Raw genomic sequence first — 26,705 nt, 5'->3', positions numbered from 1 at the left:
GATCCGGAAGAACACCGTTCCCTGAGTGGCGTGCCGATTGGCCGCCCGATTGCCAATACGACGGTATATGTACTGGACAATAACCTGGCGCCGGTACCGGTAGGGGCTACCGGAGAGCTGTACATCGGTGGCGCCGGTGTGGCGCGTGGTTACCTGAACCAACCTACGCTAACGGCTGCACGGTTTATCGATAATCCGTTCCGGATTACGCGCACGCATACAAGTGGCTACAACAGCCGTTTGTATAAAACAGGCGATTTAGTGAGATACCTGCCGGATGGTAACCTGGAGTTTGTCGGTCGTAATGACTTCCAGGTGAAGATTCGAGGTCACCGCATTGAGTTGGGTGAAATAGAAAACCGGCTGGCTGCTTATCCGGGTATCCGGCAGGCTGTGGTGCTGGCACGGGACCAGGCGGGCGTAACCGGTAAGTACCTGGTGGGCTACTATATAGCAGATGATGCGCTGGATGCTACCGCTATCCAGGCTTATCTGGGTGCTTATCTGCCGGATTATATGGTGCCCGACATCCTGGTGCACCTGAATGAGCTGCCACTCACTATCAATGGTAAGCTCGACCGGGAGGCATTGCCGGATCCGAAATTCACACTGGCACGGATATATCATGCGCCACAAAATGAAATACAGGTGATCCTGTGTGAAATATATGCTTCCGTATTAGGACTGGAAGTGGCCGCTGTGGGTATCCGCGATGATTTCTTCCAGCTGGGAGGGGATAGTATTGTGAGTATTCAGCTGGTCAACCGCATCAAACAGCGGTTAGGCTTAACCGTTAGTATAAAAGATATTTTCCGGCACCGGACCATTGCGTCGTTGTACGAGCAGGTGCTGGCCATAGCGTTGGCAGCGCCGGGTCTGCGTACAGAACAAGGTATATTGACCGGTGAAAGTGATTTGTCGCCGGCGCAGTTATTACTCCTGCAACAGCCAGCAGTGGCCAATCCGTTAACCGTTACTTCCTTTACCCTGGAAGTACCGGTACTGGATAAAACCATCCTGGCACAAAGTTTACAGTGGCTGGTGAACCAGCACGATGCACTGCGTTTCCGCTATACACAACAAGCAACCGGTTATCAGCAGTATTATAGTGAAGTGGCGATTGAATTACAGGAAGCCCATGTTAATAGTGTAATCGAAGTACAGGACGTGATAGCCGGCTGGCAGCAAGCTTTCCGGTTGTATGATGCCCCATTGGTGGCGGCAGGCTACCTGGAGACTACCGGTACTGATCGGCATTGGTTATGGCTGGGCATTCATCCCTTAGTGGCAGATACAACCAGCTGGCAACTGCTGCTGGAAGATCTGGAACAACATTATCATCAGCTGCTTGCACAGGGTACTGCACCCGCTGTTGTCAAAGGCAGCAGCTACCGGCAATGGGTAAACGCTATAGCAGCATATGAGACAGATGAAAAAGAAACGGACTACTGGCAACAAGTATCAGCAGCCGTGTCATCAACAGATGAATGGTGGTCTGCTGCCGCCACAGAAGCGGTGCATCAGGTATCATTTGTGTTGAACAATTTTAGCACAGCCTTATTGCAGGGCGATGCCAATGCGGTGTATCATACCCGCACAGAAGAGTTGCTGTTAAGTGCTGCCGGCCTTGCGCTGAACAGCCTCACAGGTAATCGCCAGCATCCCGTGCTGGTAGCGGACCATCCCCGGCCGGCATGGACGGGAGATCTTTCTGTCAGCCGGACGGCGGGTATGTTCACCACTTTATATCCGGTAACTGTAACTGCGGCGGCTGATATCGCCGGAACCATCGTAGCGGTGAAAGAAGCCTGGCGCCAGGTACCTGGTCACGGTATCGGTTATGGGCAGCTATATGGTGATACATTAGCAGCATGGCCATTGGTGAGCTTTAACTATGCCGGTAGTATTGATCGCGGCGAAAGCAGCTGGCAGCTGGCTGATGAGGCAGCGTTACATACCAACATCGCTGCGCAGGTGAGCCAGGGTATATTGCAACTGTCTGCCTATATCCTCCACGGACAGCTGCAGGTAGCTATTACCGGCCGTTTACCGGAAGCCACCCTGACCGCGCTCTCTGCTGCTTATCAGGCGGCATTGGATCAACTGATCACCGTATTAGGCAATACCGGTCGTACTTATCTGACGGGTGCAGATATCGATCATATTGTATCAGATGGCTGTCTGCAAGCACTGCAGGCCGACCAGGAAATCACCCATGTATACCTGGCCACCAACCTGCAGGAAGGCTTTATTTATCATGCCCTGCATCAGGGTGCAGCAGCAGATGCCTACCGGGTACAGATGGTCTGGAACTACCACAATACCCTGGATATAACGAAGCTGGAACAGGCCTGGGAATATGCACGGCATAAATACGCCGCACTCCGGCTGCGTTTCTCCTGGGAAGAATCTTTGGTACAGATCATCGACAAAACAGGTACGTCAGACTGGCGCTACCTGGATATCAGTGACGTGCCGGCAACGGAACAGGAAGCGGAGATAGAAAAATTGCTGGCAACAGACTGGGCCAGGGGCTATGATTTAGCCGCCGGTCCTTTGTTCCGGATGTACCTGGTGAAACGGGATACGGCACACTATAGCTTCCTGTTTAGCAACCATCACATTATCCTGGATGGCTGGAGCTTCCCGGTCATCGTCAACTATGTACACACGACCTATCTGCAATTGGTAAAAGGATTACCGGTAGATACGGAACAGGACAACAGTTATGTGGTGGCCAGTCGTTATTTGCAGGATCACCGGGATATCAACCGCGCTTACTGGGAAACCTATGTGAAAGGAATAACCACCGGTGAAGACCTGAGCGGCCTGCTGAAACCGGAACAAAGAAAGGTAATATTGGGAGATTACCGGCATATAACGGACATGGTAACACGTGACAGAACGTTTAGTGGTGCCCGTTATCAGGACCTGAAAAAATTCAGTGCGGTACACGGCCTTACCTTGAATGCCATCCTGCAGTATATCTGGCACAAGCAGCTGAGTGTTTACAGCAATAGTAGTACAACGGTCATCGGTATGACGGTTTCCGGACGTAATCTGCCGGTACCGGGTATTGAAAGCGCCGTAGGGTTATTCCTGAATACCTTGCCTGTGATAGTGGAGCATACGAATGGCCCGGTGTTGTCGGCCATCCGCTCCCTGCAGGATCAGGTACAGGAGGCCAACAGCCGTAGTGAGATGAGCCTGGCACGGCTGCAAAAAGAAGGGGTTCGCCTGTTTAACAGTTTGTTTGTGTACGAGAACTTCCCGATGCCGGCCGGCGATTTTGCCGAAGCAGAACTGTCTACGTCGTTTGCGGCCTCCGTGCGGAAACTGGATTATCCATTGGGCGTATCCGTAATTGATTATGACCAGCAACTGATCTTTGTGTTGCAGTATGCGGGTGAGTTGTTTGACGCGGCCATGATTGACCAGTTACTGGATGGGGTAGTAAACCTGGTCGATCAGCTGGTGAATTATCCGGCCGTGGAAACACAGGCCTTGCATCATCTCAACGATACACAGTACGAAGAGGTAGTACACAGCTGGAATGCAACAGCAAGGCCATATCCTTCCGGTCAGACTATCCAGTCGCTGTTTGAAGAACAGGTGGCATTAGCGCCTGATAAGGTGGCCATTATATGTGAAGACCATCAGCTGACTTATCGGGAGCTGAATGAACAGGCGAATGTGCTGGCTGCTTATCTGCGGGCGACCTATCATATTGGTCCGGATGATTTCATCGGGCTGTATCTCGAACGTTCAGAACAGGTGTTGGTGGCTATATTGGCGGTACTTAAAGCAGGTGGTGCCTATGTACCACTGGATACCCAATACCCGGCGGAGAGACTGGCCTATATTTTATCAGATACGAACCTCCGGGTAGTACTGACGGAAGCGTCAGGTGTACAGCCACTGGAGGCATTCCGTGAGCAACTGTCTTTTGAAATAGAAAATATCACCGCACCGGCATTTACGGCAGCACTGAAAACAGGGTATCCTGCAGATAATCCGGCGCCGGTTAATACCGCCCGCGACCTGGCTTATGTAATGTATACCAGTGGTACCACAGGGCAGCCGAAAGGAGTGATGGTCGCCCATTACAACGCTGTGCGACTGGTGAAAAATACCAATTTTGCCGCTATCACATCAGCTGATGTGTTCCTGGGGATATCCACCTTTGTGTTTGATGCGTCTGTACTGGAAATATGGGGCGCCTTGCTGAATGGTGCGCAACTGGTGCTGGTAAAAGATATCCTGGAACTCAGTGCGGATGTGACAGCGTTTAAGTCGCTGCTGACAACTGCCGGCATAAGTATTTTGTCTCTCACTAAAACGTTGTTTGATAGTTTATATCTGTTGGATAATAATATTGCCAACGGGGTGAAATACCTGCTGGTAGGAGGAGAAGCCCTCGATAAACCATTGATGGACCGGTTGGTGGCACAGCCGCAGCGCCCTGCGTATATTCTTAACTGTTATGGACCTACAGAGGGTACTTTGTTTACAACTACCTATCTGTGCGGGCCTGATCAGCATCAGGCGCTGAATAGCCTGCCTGTTGGCCGCCCGGTAGCCAATACCACGGTGTATGTACTGGACGGCAATCTGGCGCCGGTACCACCGGGTGCTATCGGGGAATTATTCATTGGTGGCGATGGGGTAGCACGTGGTTACCTCAATCAGCCGGTGCTGACGGCGGAACGTTTTGTGGCGAATCCTTTCCGGACAGCGGCAGCACAAACCAGTGATTACAACAGCCGGCTTTACCGGACAGGTGACCTGGTGCGTTATTTACCGGATGGAAATCTGGAGTTCGTAGGCCGTAATGATTCCCAGGTGAAGATCCGTGGTCATCGTATTGAGCCGGGAGAAATAGAAAACAGACTGGCCAATTACCCTGGTATCCGCCAGACCGTAGTGGTGGCAAGAGAACAGGCGGCCGGCAACAAATACCTGGTGGGCTATTATGTGGCCGATGCAGCATTGGATACAGCGGCCATACAATCCTACCTGGCGGCATATTTACCGGAATATATGGTGCCGCAGGTATTGGTACATCTTGATCAGCTGCCACTGACGTTAAATGGTAAGCTCGATATCGCAGCATTACCAGATCCGCAATACCAGGATGCACTTACCTACGAGGCGCCGGCGAATGAAACAGAAACCGTATGGTGTGGCATCTATGCGGATGTCCTGGGATTATCTGCCACAGCTGTGGGTATGCAGGATGACTTCTTCCATCTGGGAGGAGACAGTATTGTGAGCATTCAGTTGGTGAACCGTATCAAACAACGTTTAGGGGTTACCGTCAGTATCAAGGATGTTTTCCGTTACCGTACCGTGGCCGCTTTATACCGGCAGGTGATTGCGCGTGGGCAGGAAGCTGCTTTGATACAATCGGAACAGGGAATCCTGACGGGAGAGAGCCCCTTATTACCGGTACAGCACTGGTTCTTCCATCAGGCAGATCAGGGTATCTATGCGGCCGCGCATCATTTCAATCAATCCTTTATCCTTACTGTGCCGGAACTGGATACGCATATCCTGGAAGAGAGCCTGGTAAAACTGATCAACTACCATGATGCTTTGCGTTTCCGTTATGGTAAGCGGAACGGGGGCTATTATCAATATTATAGCGAAGCGGTGACCACTGTGCCGGTGCATTACCTGGAGGTGAGCAGCTTATCAGATGCTGCAGCCTTACCGGCCATACTGACCAGCTGGCAGGAAGGCTTTGACTTATTCAATGGACCATTACTGGCGGCAGGTTACCTGAGCGGTTATCCGGATGGTAGTGCCAGACTGTGGTTTGCCTTCCATCACCTGGTGATGGATACCGTGAGCTGGCGCATCTTCCGGGAAGACCTGGAGAAGATCTACCAGTATTTATCGGAAGCTGTCCAGAACAAACAAACAGCACTGTCGGATATTACCGCAGGGGAGATCCTGGGTGACAAGGGCAGCAGCTATCGGCAATGGGTAAACGTAGTAGCGGCCGTGTCTGCTACCGCGAAAGAAAATGATCGTTGGAATGAAATAATAGCTGGTATTCCGGCCAGCAATGCCTGGTTGAAAGCAGCGGCTACCGGGGAAACCAGCTATGCAGAGATAGCGTTGGAACAAAAACATACCGGCTTCCTGTTGAGGGAAAGCCATCAGGTATACCACACCCGTATCAACGACCTCTTGTTAAGTGCGTTGGCTATTGCGCTGACAGAACCAGGTAACCAGAACAAGCATTATGTATTACTGGAAGGGCATGGCCGGGAAGATCTGCAGGCAGATATTGATACAACGCATACCATAGGATGGTTTACCTCGTTGTACCCTGTGGAGATAACTGCCGCAGTTGGGACTGCTTTGGGCACGACTATCACAGCCGTAAAAGAATCACTGCGGGCCATCCCGCATAACGGCATCGGCTATGGGAAAATACATGGCTATGGCGCACATGAATTGCCCTTAATCAGTTTCAACTACCTCGGCCAGGTAGATGTACCTGAAAAGGTAATTACAAGCGGCTGGCAACCAGCCGCTGAAAGCAGCGGGTTGCCCGTAGCGGCTACCAATGGCGATCACAGCATCCTGGCAATTACTGGTATTGTACAGCAAGGACAGCTCCGTTTTATATTAAACGGTCGTTTGCCGGCGGCAGTAATGACCGCATTGGCGGAACGGTATCAACAGGCACTGGAAGCTGTGAGCAACTATTTACAACAGGCTACCCGCAGTTGGTTGACTGGCAGCGATGTGGAAAATATCGTGTCGGAGGAACTGTTACAAACCTTACAGGCAGATCAGGAGATCACAGGCATCTATAAGGCCAATAGCCTGCAGGAAGGGTTTATCTATCAGCTGTTACATCAGGGCGCAGCCAACAATGCCTACCGCGTGCAGATGATATGGGACTACCGGAATCCGCTGGAAGTACCTTTGCTCGAACAGGCCTGGCGTCATGCACAGGAGAAATACAGCACCCTGCGCTCCCGGTTTTCATGGGAAGAATCACTGGTACAGATAATCGATAAGCACGGTGAAACAGACTGGCGTTATCACGACATCAGCCATTTGACGACCGCTGATCAGGAAACCTATATCAACGAATTGCTGGCGGCCGACCGGCTGATTGATTACGATTTATCAGTAGCTAAATTATACTGGGTATACCTGTTGAAATTAGGTGAGGCATCCTATCGCTGTATTTTCAGTCATCACCATATCATCATAGATGGCTGGAGTATGCCGTTGCTGTTTGGTTATATTCATCATATTTACCTGCAGTTGCAACAAGGGCAAACGCTGGTGGTAGAGCAGGATAGCAGTTATGCGCTGGCTTGTCAGTATCTGCAGGAACACCAGGAGGATAACAAAGCTTACTGGGAAGCATACGTGGGTAAATTGCAGTCCAGGGAAGATCTCAGCGGACTGCTGAAAACAGATAAAAAACAGGTGACGCTTACGCATTACCGGCAGATAGCGGAACCGGCTACGGCCTACCTGGCGTTTAGTGATGACCGTTATCAGGCCTTAAAGCGTTTTTGTAAAGCGCATGGCTTTACGGTGAATGTGGTATTACAATATCTGTGGCATAAACAGTTAAGCATATACGGTAACAGCGATACCACCGTGGTGGGAATGACGGTATCCGGCCGTAACCTGCCGGTATCCGGCATTGAACAGTCAGTGGGTTTATACATCAATACATTGCCGGTTATCCTGGAACATACGGAAGAGCAGGTATTGACAGTCATCCGCGCTTTGCAGGATCAGATACAGGAGGCCAATATCCGCAGTGAAATTAGCCTGGCAGGCTTGCAGCAATACGGCGAACGTTTGTTCAACAGCCTGTTTGTATATGAAAACTATCCCGTAACAACGGATGATGCCGTAGATAATAACCTGGTATTGTCTTTCCACGAAGGGGAAGAAGGATTGGAGTATCCGTTGAGTGTAACCGTGGTGGATAACGAACAGGAGTTGTTCTTCCGGTTGCGGTATGCAGGTGAATTATTTGAACAGCCGATTATACAGGAGCTATTGGCGGGGGCTGGATATTTGCTGGATCAGCTGGTGAACCAGCCTGCTGTAAAGGCCGCTGAGCTATCTTATCTGCCGGCATCCGGATATGAAAAAGTAATACATCAATGGAACGATACGGCCGCATTGTATCCTGCTGATCGTACGCTGCATAGTTTCTTTGAACAACAGGCCGTATTAACGCCGGATAAGGTGGCAGTGGTAGATGAAGCCACCACGATCACTTATGGTGCCTTGAATGCAGCCGCCAATCAGTTGGCTGCCTGGCTGAAATCAAGCTACCATATACAACCGGATGAACTGGTGGGTATTTGTATGGACAGGTCAGCAGACATGCTGGTGGCGGTACTGGCTGTGTTGAAATCCGGAGGGGCGTATGTACCCATGGATCCGGCGTATCCGGAAGACAGGCTGACTTATATTATTGCCGATACGCAGGCGAAAGTAGTGCTGACGAATAATATACATGTAGCACGCCTCGAACAAATTACGGCGACTGCCGGCGTAAACATCACGGCTATAACAGCAGATGCAGCATGGCGTGATTATCCGGTGGAGAATCCGGCAACAGACACAGCTGCGCATCACCTGGCCTATGTGATTTATACCAGCGGTACTACCGGAAATCCTAAGGGAGTAATGATTGAACACCGGGCAGTAGTGAACTATGTACATAATCTGCAGGAAGTAATACCGGCTGCTATCAGTAAGGTAGATTTCTCCGGTAATCTTTTCTTTGATCTCTCTGTAACAACTACGCTGTTCCCACTTTCATTTGGTAAAACCATCTATATCTTCGGAAAAGATATTACGGAAGCAGGGGCCTACAAACAGCATTTGTTACAACATGGTATTGAGCTGGTAAAATCCACACCCGGTTATTTATCATTATTAAGTGAGATAAACGAACAGGCTGATAATGAAGTGTCAATAGCTGGTAACTTACAGGTTCCCTTGATATTCGTGGGTGGCGAAAAACTGTTACCGCATCATATCAGTGGTATCCTTTCTTTTGCCACAACAATCATCGATGAGTACGGCCCTACAGAAACAACCGTAGGGGCTACTTACTATGAAATCACACGGGATACCGTACACTATGCGATTGGTAAACCGTACAAAAATTATACGGCATATGTGCTGGATGCTCATGGGATACCAGTACCGGTAGGCGCTATCGGAGAATTATATATCGGAGGTAATAGTGTGGCAAGAGGTTATTTAAACTTGCCGGAGCTCACCGCCACCCGTTTTGTATCGGATGTTTTCCGGCATACAACAGGGCAACAGTCTGTCAATAATCGCTTATATAAAACCGGTGATCTGGTGAGATACCGGCCGGATGGTAACCTGGAATATATTGGTCGTAACGACTTTCAGGTAAAAATAAGAGGATACCGGGTAGAGCCGGGAGAAATTGAAAACCGCTTGGCTGCCTATCCTGATATTCGCCAGGCAGTAGTATTGGCGCAGGAACAGGCAGCGGGTAATGACAAATACCTGGTAGGGTATTATGTGGCTGCAACACCATTGGATACAACCGTATTAACGGCTTATCTGGAAACTTATCTGCCAGGATATATGGTGCCGGCTGTGCTTATACAGCTGGATCAGTTGCCATTGACCGTCAATGGTAAAGTAGACAGGAATAAGCTGGCAGCATTGCAACCGGCCACAGGTCAGGTTTACCAGGCGCCGGAGAATGAAACAGCCGCCTTGCTGTGTGAGATTTATGCAGAAGTACTGGGCCTGCCGGTAACTGCCATAGGCGTCCAGGATAACTTTTTCCATCTGGGAGGAGACAGTATCGTCAGTATTCGTCTGAGAAGCCGTATCCGGCAGCGTTTAGGCTATACGGTTAGTATAGACAATATTTTCAAATATCCTTCGGTGGCAGCGTTGGGTAAATATATTACAGCACATGCCGGAGATACTACCGTAACCATACAGGCCGAACAGGGTGTGCTAAACGGAGAAAGCGCGCTGCTACCGGTACAGGCCTGGTTCTTTGAAGGAGTGGCAACGGGCATATATCCTGCATACCATCACTTCAATCAATCATTTATCATTTCTGTGCCGCAGTTGGATAAAAATATCCTGGAACAAAGTGTTACCCACCTGCTGCGCTATCATGATGCGTTACGTTTCCGCTATCAAAAAGAAGCGGGTGGCTGGCAGCAACATTATGCCGGAGAACTGACCACCACACCGCTGCATTATCTGGATGTAAGCACGCTGCAGGAAACGGCCGCATTGCCGGATATCCTGACGGAATGGCAAAGCAATTTTGATCTCCATAACGGGCCACTGCTGGCAGTCGGCTATCTCGATGGATATGCAGATGGCCGCGCGCGTATCTGGCTGGCATGCCATCACCTGTTGATCGATGCGGTAAGCTGGCGCATTATACAGGAAGATCTGCAGAAGATCTATGATCATTTATCTGCTGCTTTCCGTAATGACGTATCCCTGCCGGCATTATCAGCTATTGCTACCAGTACCATACTAGGTGCAAAAGGCAGCAGCTACCGGCAATGGGTAAACGCCATTACGGCTTATCCGGTGCTTACCAGTGCCACACTGGAGAAAGAGCAGGCATACTGGCAAAATATCATCACGCATATACCAGCCTATAATGACCGGCTGCAGGCATTGGCCACCAACCAGTTCAGCCAGTCTTCTTTTGAATTGGATGAACAACATACAGGCTTGCTGCTGCGAAAAAGTAACCAGGTATATCATACCGCTATCAACGACCTCCTGCTAAGTGCCCTGGCTACTGCGCTTTCCCATCTTACGGATAGCAACAGGCACTACGTATTGCTGGAAGGACATGGCCGTGAACTATTGTCGGCAGGCATCGATATAACACATACCGTAGGTTGGTTTACCCAGCTATATCCGGTAGCATTAATAACACCGGATAACAATGATCTGGCAGCCGGCGTAGTGGCGGTGAAAGAATCCCTGCGGGAACTGGTGCATAACGGTATTGGATTTGGCGCGTTGTATGGATATGCCGCCACTACATTACCATTGATCGCCTTTAACTATCTGGGGCAGTTTGATCAACAGACTACAGGCGCGGAAGGAGAGTGGTTCATCGCAGCAGAAGAAAGCGGCAGAATGGTAGCGGCAACCAATAAAGGAAAAGAGCTGCTAACGCTGAACGGACTGGTGATAAACGGCCGCTTGCAGTTTACGATCGGTGGCTATTTGTCGCCGGAAGTGATCCATCATTTCGCTGCATCTTATCACGCCGCACTGGAACAGCTGTCGGTACAGCTGAGTGAGGCTACGCGTACTTACCTTACGGGCAGCGATATCGGACATATCATATCTGATCAGACTTTACAAACGTTGCAGGCAACCGAAGAAGTAACGGGAGTATATCTGGCGAACAGCTTACAGGAAGGGTTTATCTATCATGCCCTGAACCAGGGTACAGAAGATGATGCGTACCGGGTACAGGCCCTGTGGCATTACCATAACCCGATAGAAGAAGCGATATTGAAAGAAGCCTGGTCGTATGCCCAGCAACGATATAGTGTATTGAGATTGCGTTTTTCGTGGGAAGAAGCCCTCGTGCAGGTAATCAATAAAAAAGGTCGCCTGGACTGGCACTTTGTGGATGTGAGTGAATGGTCAGCAACGGAGCAGGAAGAACAGATACAGGCTTTACAGACTGCCGATCGTGCAACACCTTACAACCTGGCTGCCGGCAGTTTGTTCCGGCTCTATCTGATTAAACGTAGTGCGGGTTCCTATAGTTTCCTCTTTAGTAACCACCATGCGATCCTGGATGGCTGGAGCTTCCCGGTCATGATGGGATATGTGCATGATACCTATCTCCGGTTGTTGAAAGGCTTGCCGGTAGTGGCAGAAGTGGAAAGCAGCTATACGCTGGCTGCTAAATACCTGCAGGATAACAGGCATATAAACCGGACCTACTGGAAAGATTATATCGGGAAGATGCAGGCCGGAGAAGACCTGAGTGGTTTGTTTAAGCTGGATAAAAGACAGGTGGTATTAACCGATTACCGGTTGATCGGAGAGCTGACGGCATTGCCACTGACTTTCTCCGGAGAACGGTATCACCGGTTGAAAAATTTCTGTGCGGTACATGGATTAACCCTCAATGCGGTATTGCAATATCTATGGCATAAGCAACTGAGTATATATAGCAATAGCCCGACTACCGTGGTCGGGATGACAGTATCTGGCCGTAGCCTGCCAATAGCTGGTGTAGAACAATCCGTAGGGTTGTATATCAATACGCTCCCGGTTATGCTCGAACATACTTCCGGATCGGTGTTAACCGTAATCCAGTCGTTGCAGGAACGTATACAGGAAGCCAACAGCCGGAGTGAAATAAATCTTTCCGGTTTGCAGCAGGATGGTGATCGTTTGTTTAACAGCTTGTTTATTTATGAGAATTATCCTGTGCAGGTGAATGATTTTGGAGAAGATGAATTAAAGATTTCTTTTGGCGCATCGGTAGAAAAAACAGATTATCCGCTGGTGATCGCAGTACTGGATCATCACCAGCAATTGTCTTTCATCCTGCAATATGCAAAAGAGTTGTTCGATGATACCCTGATGGAACAAGTGATTGCCGGAATTTCCAATCTGGCCGATCAGCTGGTACAAGACCCGGCTATTGTTTCCGGTGCCTTGTCGCACCTCGAAGCATCCCGCTACCAGGAAATGGTACACGACTGGAATGCAACGTACCAACCCTATCCGTCAGATCAGACACTACCTGCGCTGTTTGAACAACAGGTGCTGCTGACGCCGGATCACATCGCCCTTGTGTATGAAAATCATAGCCTCACTTACCGGGAGCTGAATGAACAGGCCAATGTGCTGGCGGCTTATCTGCGCGCTACTTACCATATCCGCCCGGATGAACTCATTGGGTTGTATATGGAGCGCTCTGAACAAATTATTATTGCTATCCTGGCGATCCTGAAATCAGGTGCTGCCTATGTGCCGATCGATACGGCCTATCCGGCAGAGCGGGTGAGCTTTATCCTGTCAGACACCAAAGTACAGGTGGTATTAACAGATGAGGTGCAGGCTGCTGCATTAACAGATTTCCAGACTTCGTTGTCATTTGATATTATCAATATTACCGATACTGCTTTCCTGTCGGCAGCAAGAGCTAGCTGGCCGGCTGAGAACCTTGCTATCACCAGCAACGCCTACAGCCTGGCTTATGTGATGTATACCAGTGGTACGACCGGTTTGCCTAAAGGCGTGATGGTGCCACATCGTAATGTAACCCGGTTGGTGCGCAATACCAATTACCTGGAGATCACAGCAGCGGATGTATTCCTGCAGGTGTCTACCATTGTATTTGATGCATCTATCCTGGAAATATGGGGGGCATTACTGAATGGCGCCCGGATGGTACTGGTGAAAGACGCCTTGACGTTGAGTGCAGACGTGGCGGGCTTTAAATCATTGCTGGAAACACAGGAAGTCAGCATCCTGTCGCTCACCAAAACCTTATTCGATAGTTTGTACCTGCTGGATCATACCATCGCCAACAGTGTGAAATACCTGCTGGTAGGCGGGGAAGCGCTGGATAAGACGCTGATAGACCGGCTGGTGTCGCAGGAAGTACGGCCTACGTATATTCTTAACTGTTATGGTCCTACAGAGGGCACCTTGTTTACGACTACCTATCTGTGTGGTTCAACGGATCATCGCTCCCTGAGTGGCGTACCGATTGGCCGCCCGATTGCCAATACGACGGTATATGTACTGGACAACAACTTGGCGCCGGTACCGGTAGGAGCCACCGGAGAACTGTACATCGGCGGCGCCGGTGTGGCGCGTGGTTACCTGAACCAGCCTACGTTAACGGCTGAACGGTTTATCGACAATCCGTTCCGGCTCACCAGTCCGGATACAAATGGCTACAACAGCCGTTTGTATAAAACGGGCGATTTAGTGAGATACCTGCCGGATGGTAACCTGGAGTTTGTAGGTCGTAATGACTTCCAGGTGAAGATCCGTGGTCATCGTATTGAGTTGGGAGAAATAGAGAACCGGCTGGCTGCTTATCCGGGTATCCGGCAGGCAGTAGTGCTGGCGCGCGACCAGGCGGGTGTAACCGGTAAATACCTGGCAGGCTATTATGTAGCAGATCAGGCACTGGATGCTACCGCTATCCAGGCTTATCTGGGTGCTTATCTGCCGGATTATATGGTGCCCGACATCCTGGTGCATCTCAACGAATTGCCACTTACCATCAATGGAAAGCTCAACCGGGATGCGTTACCGGATCCAAGGTTCACCGATGCGCGGGTATATCACGCACCGGAAAATGAAACCCAGACAATCCTGTGTGAAATATATGCAGCCGTACTGGAACTGGAAGTAACTGCCGTAGGTATCCGCGATGACTTCTTCCAGCTGGGAGGGGATAGTATTGTGAGTATTCAGCTGGTCAACCGGATTAAACAGCGGTTAGGCTTAACCGTTAGTATAAAAGATATTTTCCGGTACCGGACTATTGCATCCTTGTATGAGCAGGTGATGGCCGCATCGTTGGCGGCGCCGGGCCTGCATACAGAACAGGGCTTGCTGACCGGTGAGAGCAGCTTGTCGCCGGCGCAGTGGTTATTCCTGCAACAGCCGGCAGCAGCCAATCTTTTAACAGTTACTTCCTTTACCCTGGAAGTGCCGGTGCTGGATAAAACCCTCCTGGCGCAAAGCTTACAGTGGCTGGTAAACCAGCATGATACGCTGCGTTTCCGTTATAAACAAGTGGGATCGGGTTATAGCCAGTATTACAGTGAAGCGGCTATTACATTACAGGAGGCGACTGTTAACAGCGCAACGGAAGTATATAATATCATCTCCGGCTGGCAGCAAGCTTTCCGGTTATATGATGCCCCATTGCTGGCGGCGGGCTATCTGGAAGATACCGATACCGATCGGCACTGGTTATGGCTGGGCATCCATCCATTAGTGGCAGATACGGCCAGCTGGCAGTTGCTGCTGGAAGACCTGGAGGCACATTATCATCAGCTGTCTGCAGCAGGTACCGCACGGGCTGTTGTCAAAGGCAGTAGCTACCGGCAATGGGTAAACGCTGCGGCAGCGTATGAAGTATCCGACACAGCAATTACCTACTGGCAGCAAATAGCAGCAGCCGGGCGTCTAACAGATACCTGGTTGTCTGCTGCCGCCACGGAAGGAGTGCAGCGGGTATCATTTGTGTTGGATACTTCCGGTACGGCCTTATTGCAGGGTGATGTCAATGCAGTGTATCATACCCACACAGCGGAGCTGCTGTTAAGTGCGGCCGGCTTTGCATTGAACAGTCTCGCAGGCAACCATCCGCATCAGATACTGGTGGCAGATCATCACCGGCCGGCATTAGCGGGAGATCTTTCCGTTGCCCGGACAACAGGTTTGTTCACCACTTTATATCCGACAGTCATCACAACGGCTGCTGATATAGCTGAAACCGTGGTGGCGGTGAAAGAAGCCTGGCGTCAGGTGCCTGATGGCGGTATTGGTTATGGGCAGCTATATGGCGATACATTAACTGCGTGGCCATTGGTGAGTTTTAATTACGTAGGTCATATAGACCGCAGTGAAAGCAGCTGGCAGCTGGCTGATGAAACAGCATTGCATAACAATATCGCTGCGCAGGTGAACCTGGGTGTATTACAACTGTCTGCCTATATTCTCCATGGTGAGCTGCACGTGGATATTACCGGCCGTTTGCCGGAAGCCACGCTGACTGCTTTATCTGCTGCCTGGAAACAGGCCTTGCATGAATTAATTGTAACATTAGCGAGTACAGGTCGTACTTATCTGACAGGTACTGATATCGATCATATCGTATCGGACACCTATCTGCAATCCCTGCAGGCCGACCGGGAAATTACCGGTGTATACCTGGCTTCCAGCCTGCAGGAAGGCTTTATTTATCATGCGCTGCATCAGGGAGCGGTAGATGATGCCTATCGGGTACAGATGATATGGGATTATCATAATCCTATGGATATCGTCAGACTGGAAGAAGCCTGGCGCGCTACACAATATAAACATACCGCATTACGGCTGCGTTTCTCCTGGGAAGAAAGACTGGTGCAGGTAGTGGATAAAACCGGCGAGTTCGACTGGCAGTATCGGGATATAAGTGAGCTGACGGCCGCTGCACAGGAAGAGCAGGTACAGGCTGTGGTAACAGCAGACTGGCAAAAGACCTATGACTTGTCTACCGGCCGGCTGTTCCGCATGTATCTCTTTAAACGGAATGAAGCGCATTATACCTTCCTGTTCAGTAACCACCATATCATCCTGGATGGCTGGAGTTTCCCGATTATCCTGAATGAAGTACATGGTATTTATCTGCAACTATTAAAAAATCAACCGTTACAACTGACGCAGGATAATAGTTATAACCTCGCCAGTCAGTATCTGCAGCAACACAGGGATGTTAACCGGTTGTACTGGGAAGCATATGTATCACGGATACAGGGCCGCGAAGACCTGAGTGGTTTACTGAAACCGGAACACCGGTATGTGTCCATTGCAGATTACCGCGGAATTACGGACCTGGCTATAAAGAAATTTACGATCAGCCGTGACCGTTACCATGCCCTTAAAAATTACTGTGCAACACATGGATTCACCCCGAATGCAGTGATGCAGTATGTGTGGCATAAACAGCTGAGTGTATATGGCAACAGCAATACTACAGTAGTGGGGATGACGGTTTCCGGCCGTAACCTGCCGGTAACAGGCGTAGAGGGATCGGTAGGGTTGTACATTAATACCTTGCCGGTTGTTTTTGAACATACCGATGAGCAGATCCTGACAGCCATACAGTCGCTGCAGGATCAGATACAGGAAGCTAATATCCGGAGTGAGATGAGCCTGGCGCGATTGCAGCAGGAAGGAGAAAGACTGTTCAACAGCATCTTTGTGTATGAAAATATTCCGATGCCCGCCAATGATTTTGGAGAAGATAAACTGTATGTTTCGTTTGGAGAATCACTGAGAAAGCTGGATTACCCGCTGGAAGTAAATGTGATCGACCATGAACAGGAACTGATCTTTATATTGCTGTATGCCGGCGAATTGTTTGAAGACCGTATGATCACGCAGTTGCTCGATGGCGTTGAGCTGCTGCTAACGCAGCTGGTAGACCACCCTCAGCTGGCTACAAGGGCGCTCAGTTATCTGCATGAAACACAGTTCCGGGAAATAGTTCACCACTGGAACGAAACAGCGGAAGTGTATCCCGCAAATCAGACCATTCACACCTTGTTTGCACAACAGGCGGCACGTACACCAAACCAGACGGCCGTGGTATTTGAAAATGAAAGCCTGACCTACCGGGAACTGAATGAACGGGCCAATGTGCTGGCAGCCTATCTGCGCAGCAGTTATGGCATCCATCCGGATGATCTGGTAGCGCTTTGCCTGGAGCGTTCCAACCACCTGCTGGTCGCTATCCTGGCAGTTCTAAAGGCAGGCGGCGCTTATGTACCCATAGATCCGGCTTATCCGGAAGAAAGAATTGCCTTTATCCTGTCGGATACCCACGCGGATGTGGTATTGACAGATGCTACCCATGAAAACCGGCTCACGGAAATACTGGCCTATCACAGTGTGGCGATTGAAAATATCGAAAGTGCATTCCTGGATACCGCGGCTATGGCCATTTATCCGAAAGCCAATCCGGTAACCGCTACGGGGCCTGCTCACCTGGCCTATGTGATCTATACCAGTGGTACCGCGGGCCAGCCCAAAGGTGTGATGATTGAACACCGTGGTGTGGTGAACCTGGCTTTGAAACAAGGCGCTGCTTTTGGTCTGGCAGATAGCGGCTATCAGCACGCTTTATGGTATGCCAACTATGTATTTGATGCGCATGTCAGTGAACTGTTCACCGCCCTGGTATATGGTCATCAGCTACATATACTGAATAACAAAACGAGAACAGATCTGTATCTCCTCAGAAATTACATCGTGGCCAATTCCATTACCATTGCCACGATACCGCCGGCCCTGCTGGATACTACGTGCATATTGCCGCTGGATACCTTGATTGTAGCAGGAGACACGACCAATGTCTCCCTGCTGGAACAATACCATGCGCAGGGTACCCATGTGATCAATGCCTATGGTCCTACAGAAGTAACGGTGTGTGCGACCCTGCATCACTATACACCAGCCGGTAGTTCGTTTAATATCGGCCGGCCATTACCGAATGTAACTACCTACGTATTGGATAGCCGGTACTTGCCGGTACCGCCCGGTGCGATAGGAGAATTGTTTGTCGGCGGGCCGGGTGTAGCGCGTGGTTACCTGCATCAGGATACGCTCACGGCTACACGTTTTATAGATAACCCATTCCGGACATCGCCGGAAAAAGACCGGCTTTACAAAACCGGTGACCTGGTAAGGTATCTACCGGATGGTAGCCTGGAATTTATTGGTAGAAGTGATTTTCAGGTGAAGATTCGCGGCAACCGGGTAGAACCCGGAGAAATAGAAAACAGGCTCACGGCCTATCCGGAAATCCGCCAGGCTATTGTACTGGCGAAAGAACATGCCTCCCAGCAAGGAAAATTCCTGGTGGGCTACTATGTGGCAGATGAGCCGGTAGTCATATCAGATTTGCAGGCGTTCTTAAAGGCCGGATTACCGGAATACATGGTGCCGGGTATCCTGATACACCTGGATCACCTGCCCCTTACCGCCAGTGGTAAACCAGATATCCGCGCGCTAACTGATCCGCGTTTGACCGATACGCCTGTTTATCAGGCGCCGGTAACCGCAACAGAAGCTTTGCTGGTAGAAATTTACGCAGAGGTGCTGGGGCTGGATCCGGCCACCCTGAGTGTGGAAGATGATTTCTTCCGGATGGGAGGCGACAGTATTGTGAGTATCCGGTTGATCAGCCGCATCCGTCAGCGTTTAGGCTTCACAGTGAGTATAGATGATATTTTTACCTATACCACCATCACCACACTATATGCCAATATCCGTTCGCAGGAAGAGGCCGCCGGTACGGCCGCACAGGGTGAACAGGGACTCCTGGAAGGAGAAAGCACGTTGGCGCCGGTACAAACCTGGTTCTTCCGGCAGGTGGCAGCAGGTCTTTACAACGCTCCGGAGCAACAAACCTCCGCTATCATCATAGAAGTACCCGTACTGGATAAAACCATACTGGAACATAGTATCAACAAACTGGTCAGCTATCACGATGCATTGCGTTTCCGCTATGAAAAACAAGAAGATACCTGGCAACAGTATTATGAGGCGAAAGGAGATCCCATTACGGTATACTATCTCGATACCGACAGTCTGCCGGATAAAGCAGCATGGACAGGCATACTGGCCGGCTGGCAAAATAAACTGAGTCTGTCTGATGGCCGGTTGCTGACAGCGGCTTACCTCGAAAGTACCGTGTCTGATCGCGCCCGTGTCTGGCTGGCAGCTCATTACCTGGCCACAGATGCAGCCAGCTGGCGTATCCTGGCGGAAGACCTGCAGCAAATATATCAGTATCTGGCAGCCGGTATAGCCGATGGCAGTCTGGAAGAGACAGCGATCGCTGGTATCAATGCCAGCACCATATTAGGTGCTAAAGGCAGCAGCTACCGGCAATGGGTACACGCTACCACGGAAGTCTTCTCTGCAACAGACATCGCACCGGCGGAAAGTACTGCCGGTATACAAGAAACGAATAAACTATGGGAGAGCAGGCGTACAGATACGATCAACCGGACTACTTTCAGACTGGAGGAAAGTCTTACCCAAAAACTGACAGGAACCGCCAATGACATCTACCACACCCGTACACAGGATTTACTGCTGGCGGCATGGGGTGTTGCCTTACAGCAATTGACCGGTAGCCGGCAGCATCATCTGTTGCTGGAAGATAATGACCGTAATAATCCATTGGTAACGATCCCGGCTACACGTACAACAGGCCGTCTTGCCTCCTTATATCCCATATTGCTGCACACAGCCACACCGGCAGATACCGGGGCAACGATTGCAGCCACGAAAGAAATACTACGAAAGGTACAGCCGGATGGAGCAGCATATGGTATACAACAGGGTTACCACTTGCAGGCATTACCCCTGGTGAGCTTTAGCTACGCCGGTAGTTTTGATGCGCCAAACAAAGATTGGTTGATTACGGATGCCATCTTTAATCCGGTATCATCAGCGAATCCCGGCTATGGCGTACTGCAGCTGAACGCAGGCATATGGCAGCAACGCCTGCAGGTAGAACTGACCGGATATCTGCCGGAAGCCGTATTAGCCGCGTTATCAACTGCTTACCAACAAGCGTTGACGACACTCCTGCATGACCTGGATAACACAGCCCGCACTTTCCTGACAGGCAGTGATGTAGGATATATCGTGACAGATGAGCTGTTGCAGACCTTACAGGCCAGCCAGGAAATCACAGGTGTTTATCTGGCTACCGGCTTACAGGAAGGGTTTATTTACCATGCACTGAATCAGGGGGATGAAGATGATGCTTACCGTGTACAGGCAGTATGGGAGTACCACAATGAGATCGTAGCAGACAAACTATTGGCGGCGTGGCGCTATACCCAACAACGCTATAGCACCCTGAGATTGCGTTTCTCCTGGGAAGAAGCCCTCGTACAGGTGATCGATAAAACCGGCGAACCGGAATGGCATTACCAGGATCTGAGTCATTTACCGGCAGCAGAACAGGAAGTACAGATAAAAGCGCTCCTCCGGGCAGACCGGTTACGCTCCTATGATTTGTCGGTCGCGAAGTTATTCCGGCTGCAACTGATCAAAAGAGATACGGCGCATTACACCTTTGTATTCAGTAATCACCACGTGATCCTGGATGGATGGAGTACGCCATTGCTGCTGGGCTACCTGCACGAAACGTATCTGCAGCTAGTGAAAGGAGAGCCGGTGAACACCCTGCAGGAAGACAGCTATGAACAGGCCAGTCGTTATTTGCAGGAACATCGTGCCGCCAACCAGACCTACTGGCAAAACTATGTACAGAAAATAACACAGGCGGAAGAGCTGAGTGGTTTACTGAAAGAAGAAAAACGCCAGGTGGTGTTGTCGGATTACCGCCAGGTGGAAGAAACCGGTGTGCTGGAACTGACGTTCAGCCATGACCGTTATCAGGCCCTGAAAGTGTTCTGTGCAGCCCATGGTGTGACCATTAATGCGGTTATTCAATACATGTGGCATAAACAGCTCAGCGTGTATGGCAATACTGGTACCACGGTGGTGGGGATGACCTTATCCGGCCGTAACCTGCCTATCGCAGGTATCGAGCAATCGGTAGGATTGTACCTGAATACCCTGCCGATTATTCTGGAACATACCGACACGCAGGTGTTGGCAGCCATCCGGAATTTACAGGAACAGATTCAGGAAGCAAACAGCCGTAGTGAGGTGAGCCTGGCACGACTGCAGAAAGCCGGGGAACGGCTGTTTAACAGCTTGTTTGTATACGATAACTACCCGATCGCCGCCAATGGCTTTGCGGAAGGGGAATTAACTATATCACTGGGCGCAGCAGATGCCGTTGGTAAACTGGATTATCCACTGGGTGTAACGGTGGTGGATATGGGAGAAGCGATTCGCTTCATCCTGCAATATGCGGCCGAATTGTTTGATGCCGCTATGCTCCGGCAACTACTGGACGGCATCGGCAACCTGGTGGATCAGTTGTTATATGATCCGGCAGTGGAAACGAAGGGATTACGTTATCTCAGCGATACACAGTACCAGGAAGTGGTACACCAGTGGAATGCAACGGCATCGCCGTATCCTTCCGGTCAGACGCTCCAGGCATTGTTTGAAGCGCAGGTAGCCCTGACGCCGGATCATGCGGCGATTATCTGTGAAGACCGGCAGTTGACGTACCGCGAGCTGAATGAACAGGCAAATGTATGGGCAGCTTATCTGCGGGCTACTTATAATACCGGTGCGGATGATTTGATCGGCCTGTATATGGAACGTTCAGAACAGGTACTGGTGGCGATATTGGCCATCTTAAAAGCCGGTGCAGCCTATGTGCCTTTGGATACCAATTATCCGGCAGAAAGAATCGCTTATCTGTTGTCTGATACCGGTACCCGTGTAGTATTGACAGATGAAGCGCAGGCAACACAGCTGGAAACCTTCCGCCAACAATTGTCATTTGACATAGTAAATATGACGGCGCCGGTATTGGCCGCATCCGTAAAAAATACTTATCCTGCCACTAATCCGACGGTGATCAATACGGCCCGCGACCTGGCTTATGTGATGTATACCAGTGGCACTACCGGCCAGCCGAAAGGGGTGATGGTGGCGCATAATAATGCCGTGCGTCTGGTAAAAGACACCAATTACCTGGACATCAAAGCAACAGATGTATTCCTGGGGGTATCTACTTTTGTGTTTGATGCTTCCGTACTGGAGATATGGGGGCCACTGTTAAACGGTGGGCAACTGGTGCTGGTAAAAGATATACTGGCGCTCAGCGCCGATGTGGCAGCCTTTAAAGCGTTGCTGGAAACACACCAGGTAAGCATCCTGTCATTGACTAAAACATTATTCGATAGCTTATACCTGCTGGATAACAGTATCGCCAACCGGGTGAAATACCTGCTGGTAGGTGGCGAAGCCCTGGATAAAGTGTTGATGGATCGATTGGTGGCGCAACCGGAACGGCCTACGTATATTCTTAACTGTTATGGGCCTACAGAAGGTACTTTATTTACCACTACCTGGCTGTGTTTGCCGGATCAGTACAGCGCATTGGCTGGTTTGCCGATTGGTCGTCCGATTGCCAATACCACGGTGTATGTGCTGGACGGTAACGGATTACCGGTACCGCCGGGAGCTACCGGAGAATTATACATTGGTGGCGCCGGTGTGGCCCGTGGTTACCTGAACCAGCCGGCACTCACCGCCGCCGCCTTCATCGCTAATCCTTTCCAGACAGCCGCAGAGCGGGCTGCTGACTATAATGCCCGGCTTTACCGGACCGGCGATCAGGTACGTTATTTACCGGATGGTAACCTGGAATTTGCAGGCCGTACCGATTCCCAGGTGAAGATCCGTGGGCATCGCATTGAATTGGGAGAAATAGAAAACAGACTCACTACCTATCCCGGTATCCGCCAGGCCGTTGTGCTGGCGCGGGAACAGGCGGCTGGTGGTAAGTACCTCACCGGATACTATGTAGGGGACGATACATTGGATACCGCCATCCTGCAATCCTATCTGGGCGCCGCTTTACCGGAGTACATGGTGCCGCAGGTATTGCTGCACCTCGATCAGTTACCGCTGACGATAAACGGTAAACTGGATCGTGCCGCATTACCAGATCCGCAATACAAAGAAACGCATACTTATCAGGCGCCTGAAAACGAAACAGAAGCAACGCTGTGTGAAATCTATGCAGCGGTGCTGGGATTACCGGTTACAGGCCTCAGCATACATGATGATTTCTTCCATATGGGAGGAGACAGCATTGTGAGCATTCAATTGGTGAATCGTATTAAACAGCGTTTAGGGATCTCCGTAAGTATCAAGGATATCTTCCGCCACCGTACCGTGGCTACGTTGTATCAGCATGTGATTGCGCATGCTGCTGTTGCCGCCCGCATACAGTCGGAACAGGGCATCCTGACAGGCGAGAGCGCCTTGTTGCCGGTACAGGCCTGGTTCTTCCATGAAACAGACCAGGGTAGTTATGCTGCACCACATCACTTCAATCAGTCCTTTATCCTCAGCGTGCCGGCATTGGATACCGCCATACTGGAACAGAGCCTGGTGAAACTGATCAATTATCATGATGCCTTACGCTTCCGCTATGATAAACGGGACGAAGGTTATTACCAATATTATGATGAAGCCGTGACAGCGGTACCGGTACATTACCTGGATGTGAGCGGATTATCTGATAGGGAAGCATTACCCGCGATATTGACCGGCTGGCAGGAAGGATTTGACCTGTTGAACGGCCCGTTACTGGCTGCTGGTTACTTTACCGGCTATGAAGATGGCCGGGCAAGGTTATGGTTTGCCTTCCATCACCTGGTAATGGATACCGTCAGCTGGCGTACGTTCCAGGAAGATCTTAAAAAGATATATGACTACTTATGGGAGGCGGTACACGTCAAACAAACCGACCTCGCTGCATTGCCAGCTGTGACCGTTGACAAAATATTGGGTGACAAAGGCAGCAGCTACCGGCAATGGGTAAACGCTGTTGCTGCCTATCAGTATCAGGATGTAGACCAGGTAGTAGACGAAGCCGCTTACTGGACAGGCGTTACATCCGGGATACCGGAAAGTAATACCTGGCTGACATCCAGGGCGGTGCCGGCAACAAGCAGGGTACACCTGGAGCTGGATAAAAAACAGACTGCCTTCCTGTTGAGGGATAGTCATCAGGTATACCAGACCCGTATCAATGACCTGTTACTGACAGCATTGGGCCTGGCATTGTCTGAGCTGACCGGTAACGACCGGCATCATGTATTACTGGAAGGACATGGCCGGGAAGACCTGCAGACAGATATCGATATCACACATACCATAGGATGGTTTACCAGTCTTTATCCGGTAGAATTAATCACCACAGATAAAGCACATCCGGGTAACTTAATTATATCGGTGAAAGAATCGCTGAGAAAGATCCGGTATAACGGTGTCGGCTATGGGGCCTTATATGGTTATCATGCCAATACCTTACCCTTACTTAGTTTTAACTACCTGGGTCAGGTAGAAGGCGGACAGGGTAAGCCGGCGGCAACAGATTGGTTTGTGGCCGATGAAAGCACCGGTGTAGCCGTATCTGCGCGTAATAATGATCATAACATCCTGGCCGTAAATGGCATTGTGATAGACGGACAGCTACGCTTTATGTTATCCGGACAGTTGCCGGAAGCGTTGTTGTCGGCGCTGGCATCGGCTTATCAGCAGGCACTGGAAGCACTCGTACGTTACCTGGGATCAGCCGGCAGAAGTTATCTCACTGCCAGCGATATTGACTATGTCGTATCCGATGCGCATTTGCAGGAACTACAGGCAACACAGGAGATTGCAGGTATATACCTGGCGAACAGTTTACAGGAGGGATTGATTTATCACTCCTTGTTCCAGGGGGCCGATGATGAAGCATACCGGATTCAGATGAGCTGGGATTACCGCAATCAGCTGGATGTACCTAAACTGGAACAGGCGTGGCGATATGCCCAGCAGAAATTTGCTACCCTGCGTACACGGTTTGCCTGGGAAGAAACACTGGTACAGGTAATCGATAAAACCGGCGAACTGGATTGGCGGTTTATAGACCTGAGCCATTTGCCGGCAGCAGAACAGGAAGCCTATCTCAACCGGTTGTCTGATACAGACAGGTCTATACCATTTGATTTGTCGTCCAGAAAACTGTTCTGGGTATATCTGTTGAAACTGGGTGATACTGCCTATCGCTGTATCTTCTGTCATCACCACGTGATTATAGATGGCTGGAGTATGCCGCTGTTGCTGAATTATCTGCATAATACCTACCTGCAGCTGAAACATGGCCAGGCGGCAGATACAGAGCCGGATAGCAGTTATATCATTGCCCGGCAATATTTGCAGGCACATAGAGATGATAACCTGGCTTATTGGGAGTCCTATATCAATAAAATACAGACGAAGGAAGAGCTGAGCGGACTATTGAAACAGGATAAGCGACAGTTGGTACTGGGGGATTACCGGCATATCCGGGAAGTGAAGATTTTAAACCGTTCGATTACGGATACCCGTTATCATGCCCTGAAAGATTTTTGTGCGAAGAATGGGGTAACCCTCAATGCCGTGTTACAGTATCTGTGGCACAAACAACTGAGTATCTATAGCCAGAGCAGCACCACGGTGGTGGGTATGACGGTATCCGGGCGTCATCTGCCGATAGCTGGTATTGAGCAGTCCATCGGATTGTTTATTAATACGCTGCCGGTGATCCTGGAACATACGACTGGTTCTGCCGTTGCATTGATTCAGTCCTTGCAGGAACAGATACAGGAGATCAACACCCGGAGTGAAATGAGTCTGGCCCGCTTGCAGAAAGAAGGAGAGCGGCTGTTTAACAGCGTGTTTGTATACGAGAACTATCCGGCGATTATCAACAGCGCAGCAGACGGTGAGTTGTTGTTACACTTCCGGGAGTCCGTGGAAAAATCAGATTTGCCGCTGGAAGTAGCCGCCTTGGAACATGGCCAGCAACTGTCATTCCGGTTGAAGTATGCCGGCGAATTGTTTGAAACCGCCATGATGGAACAGGTACTGGATGGTATTGAAAGCCTCGTGGATCAGTTGGTGGCACAACCGGATATCACAACGGATGCCTTCCGCTACCTCGATGAAACGCGCTACCAGGAAATTGTATATAACTGGAATAATACCGTACAGGCGTATCCGTTTGACCAGACGACCCACTTCCAGTTTGAACAGCATGCGGCACAGACGCCGGATCAGATAGCTGTCATCTACGAAGACCGGTCGCTGACTTACCGGGAATTGAACGAACGGGCCAATGCCTGGGCTGCCTATCTGCGAACTACTTATAAAGCTGGTCCCGATAGCCTGATCGGACTCTTTATGGATCGCTCCGAACTAAC

Annotated in this window: 1 protein-coding gene (only partly in view); it reads left to right on the top strand. The window is 50.3% G+C overall.

This entire window lies inside a single protein-coding gene on the top strand: locus tag OL444_RS20380, encoding a non-ribosomal peptide synthase/polyketide synthase. The 76,998-nt coding sequence extends 29,598 nt beyond the window's left edge and 20,695 nt beyond its right edge, so the window shows coding positions 29,599-56,303, spanning codon 9,867 (complete) through codon 18,768 (partial); the first complete codon in view begins at nucleotide 1. Both codon boundaries (start and stop) fall beyond the window edges.

Source organism: Chitinophaga nivalis (assembly GCF_025989125.1).
Classification (GTDB): Bacteria; Bacteroidota; Bacteroidia; order Chitinophagales; family Chitinophagaceae; genus Chitinophaga; species Chitinophaga nivalis.
This window is presented reverse-complemented; position numbering and strand designations above follow the sequence as displayed.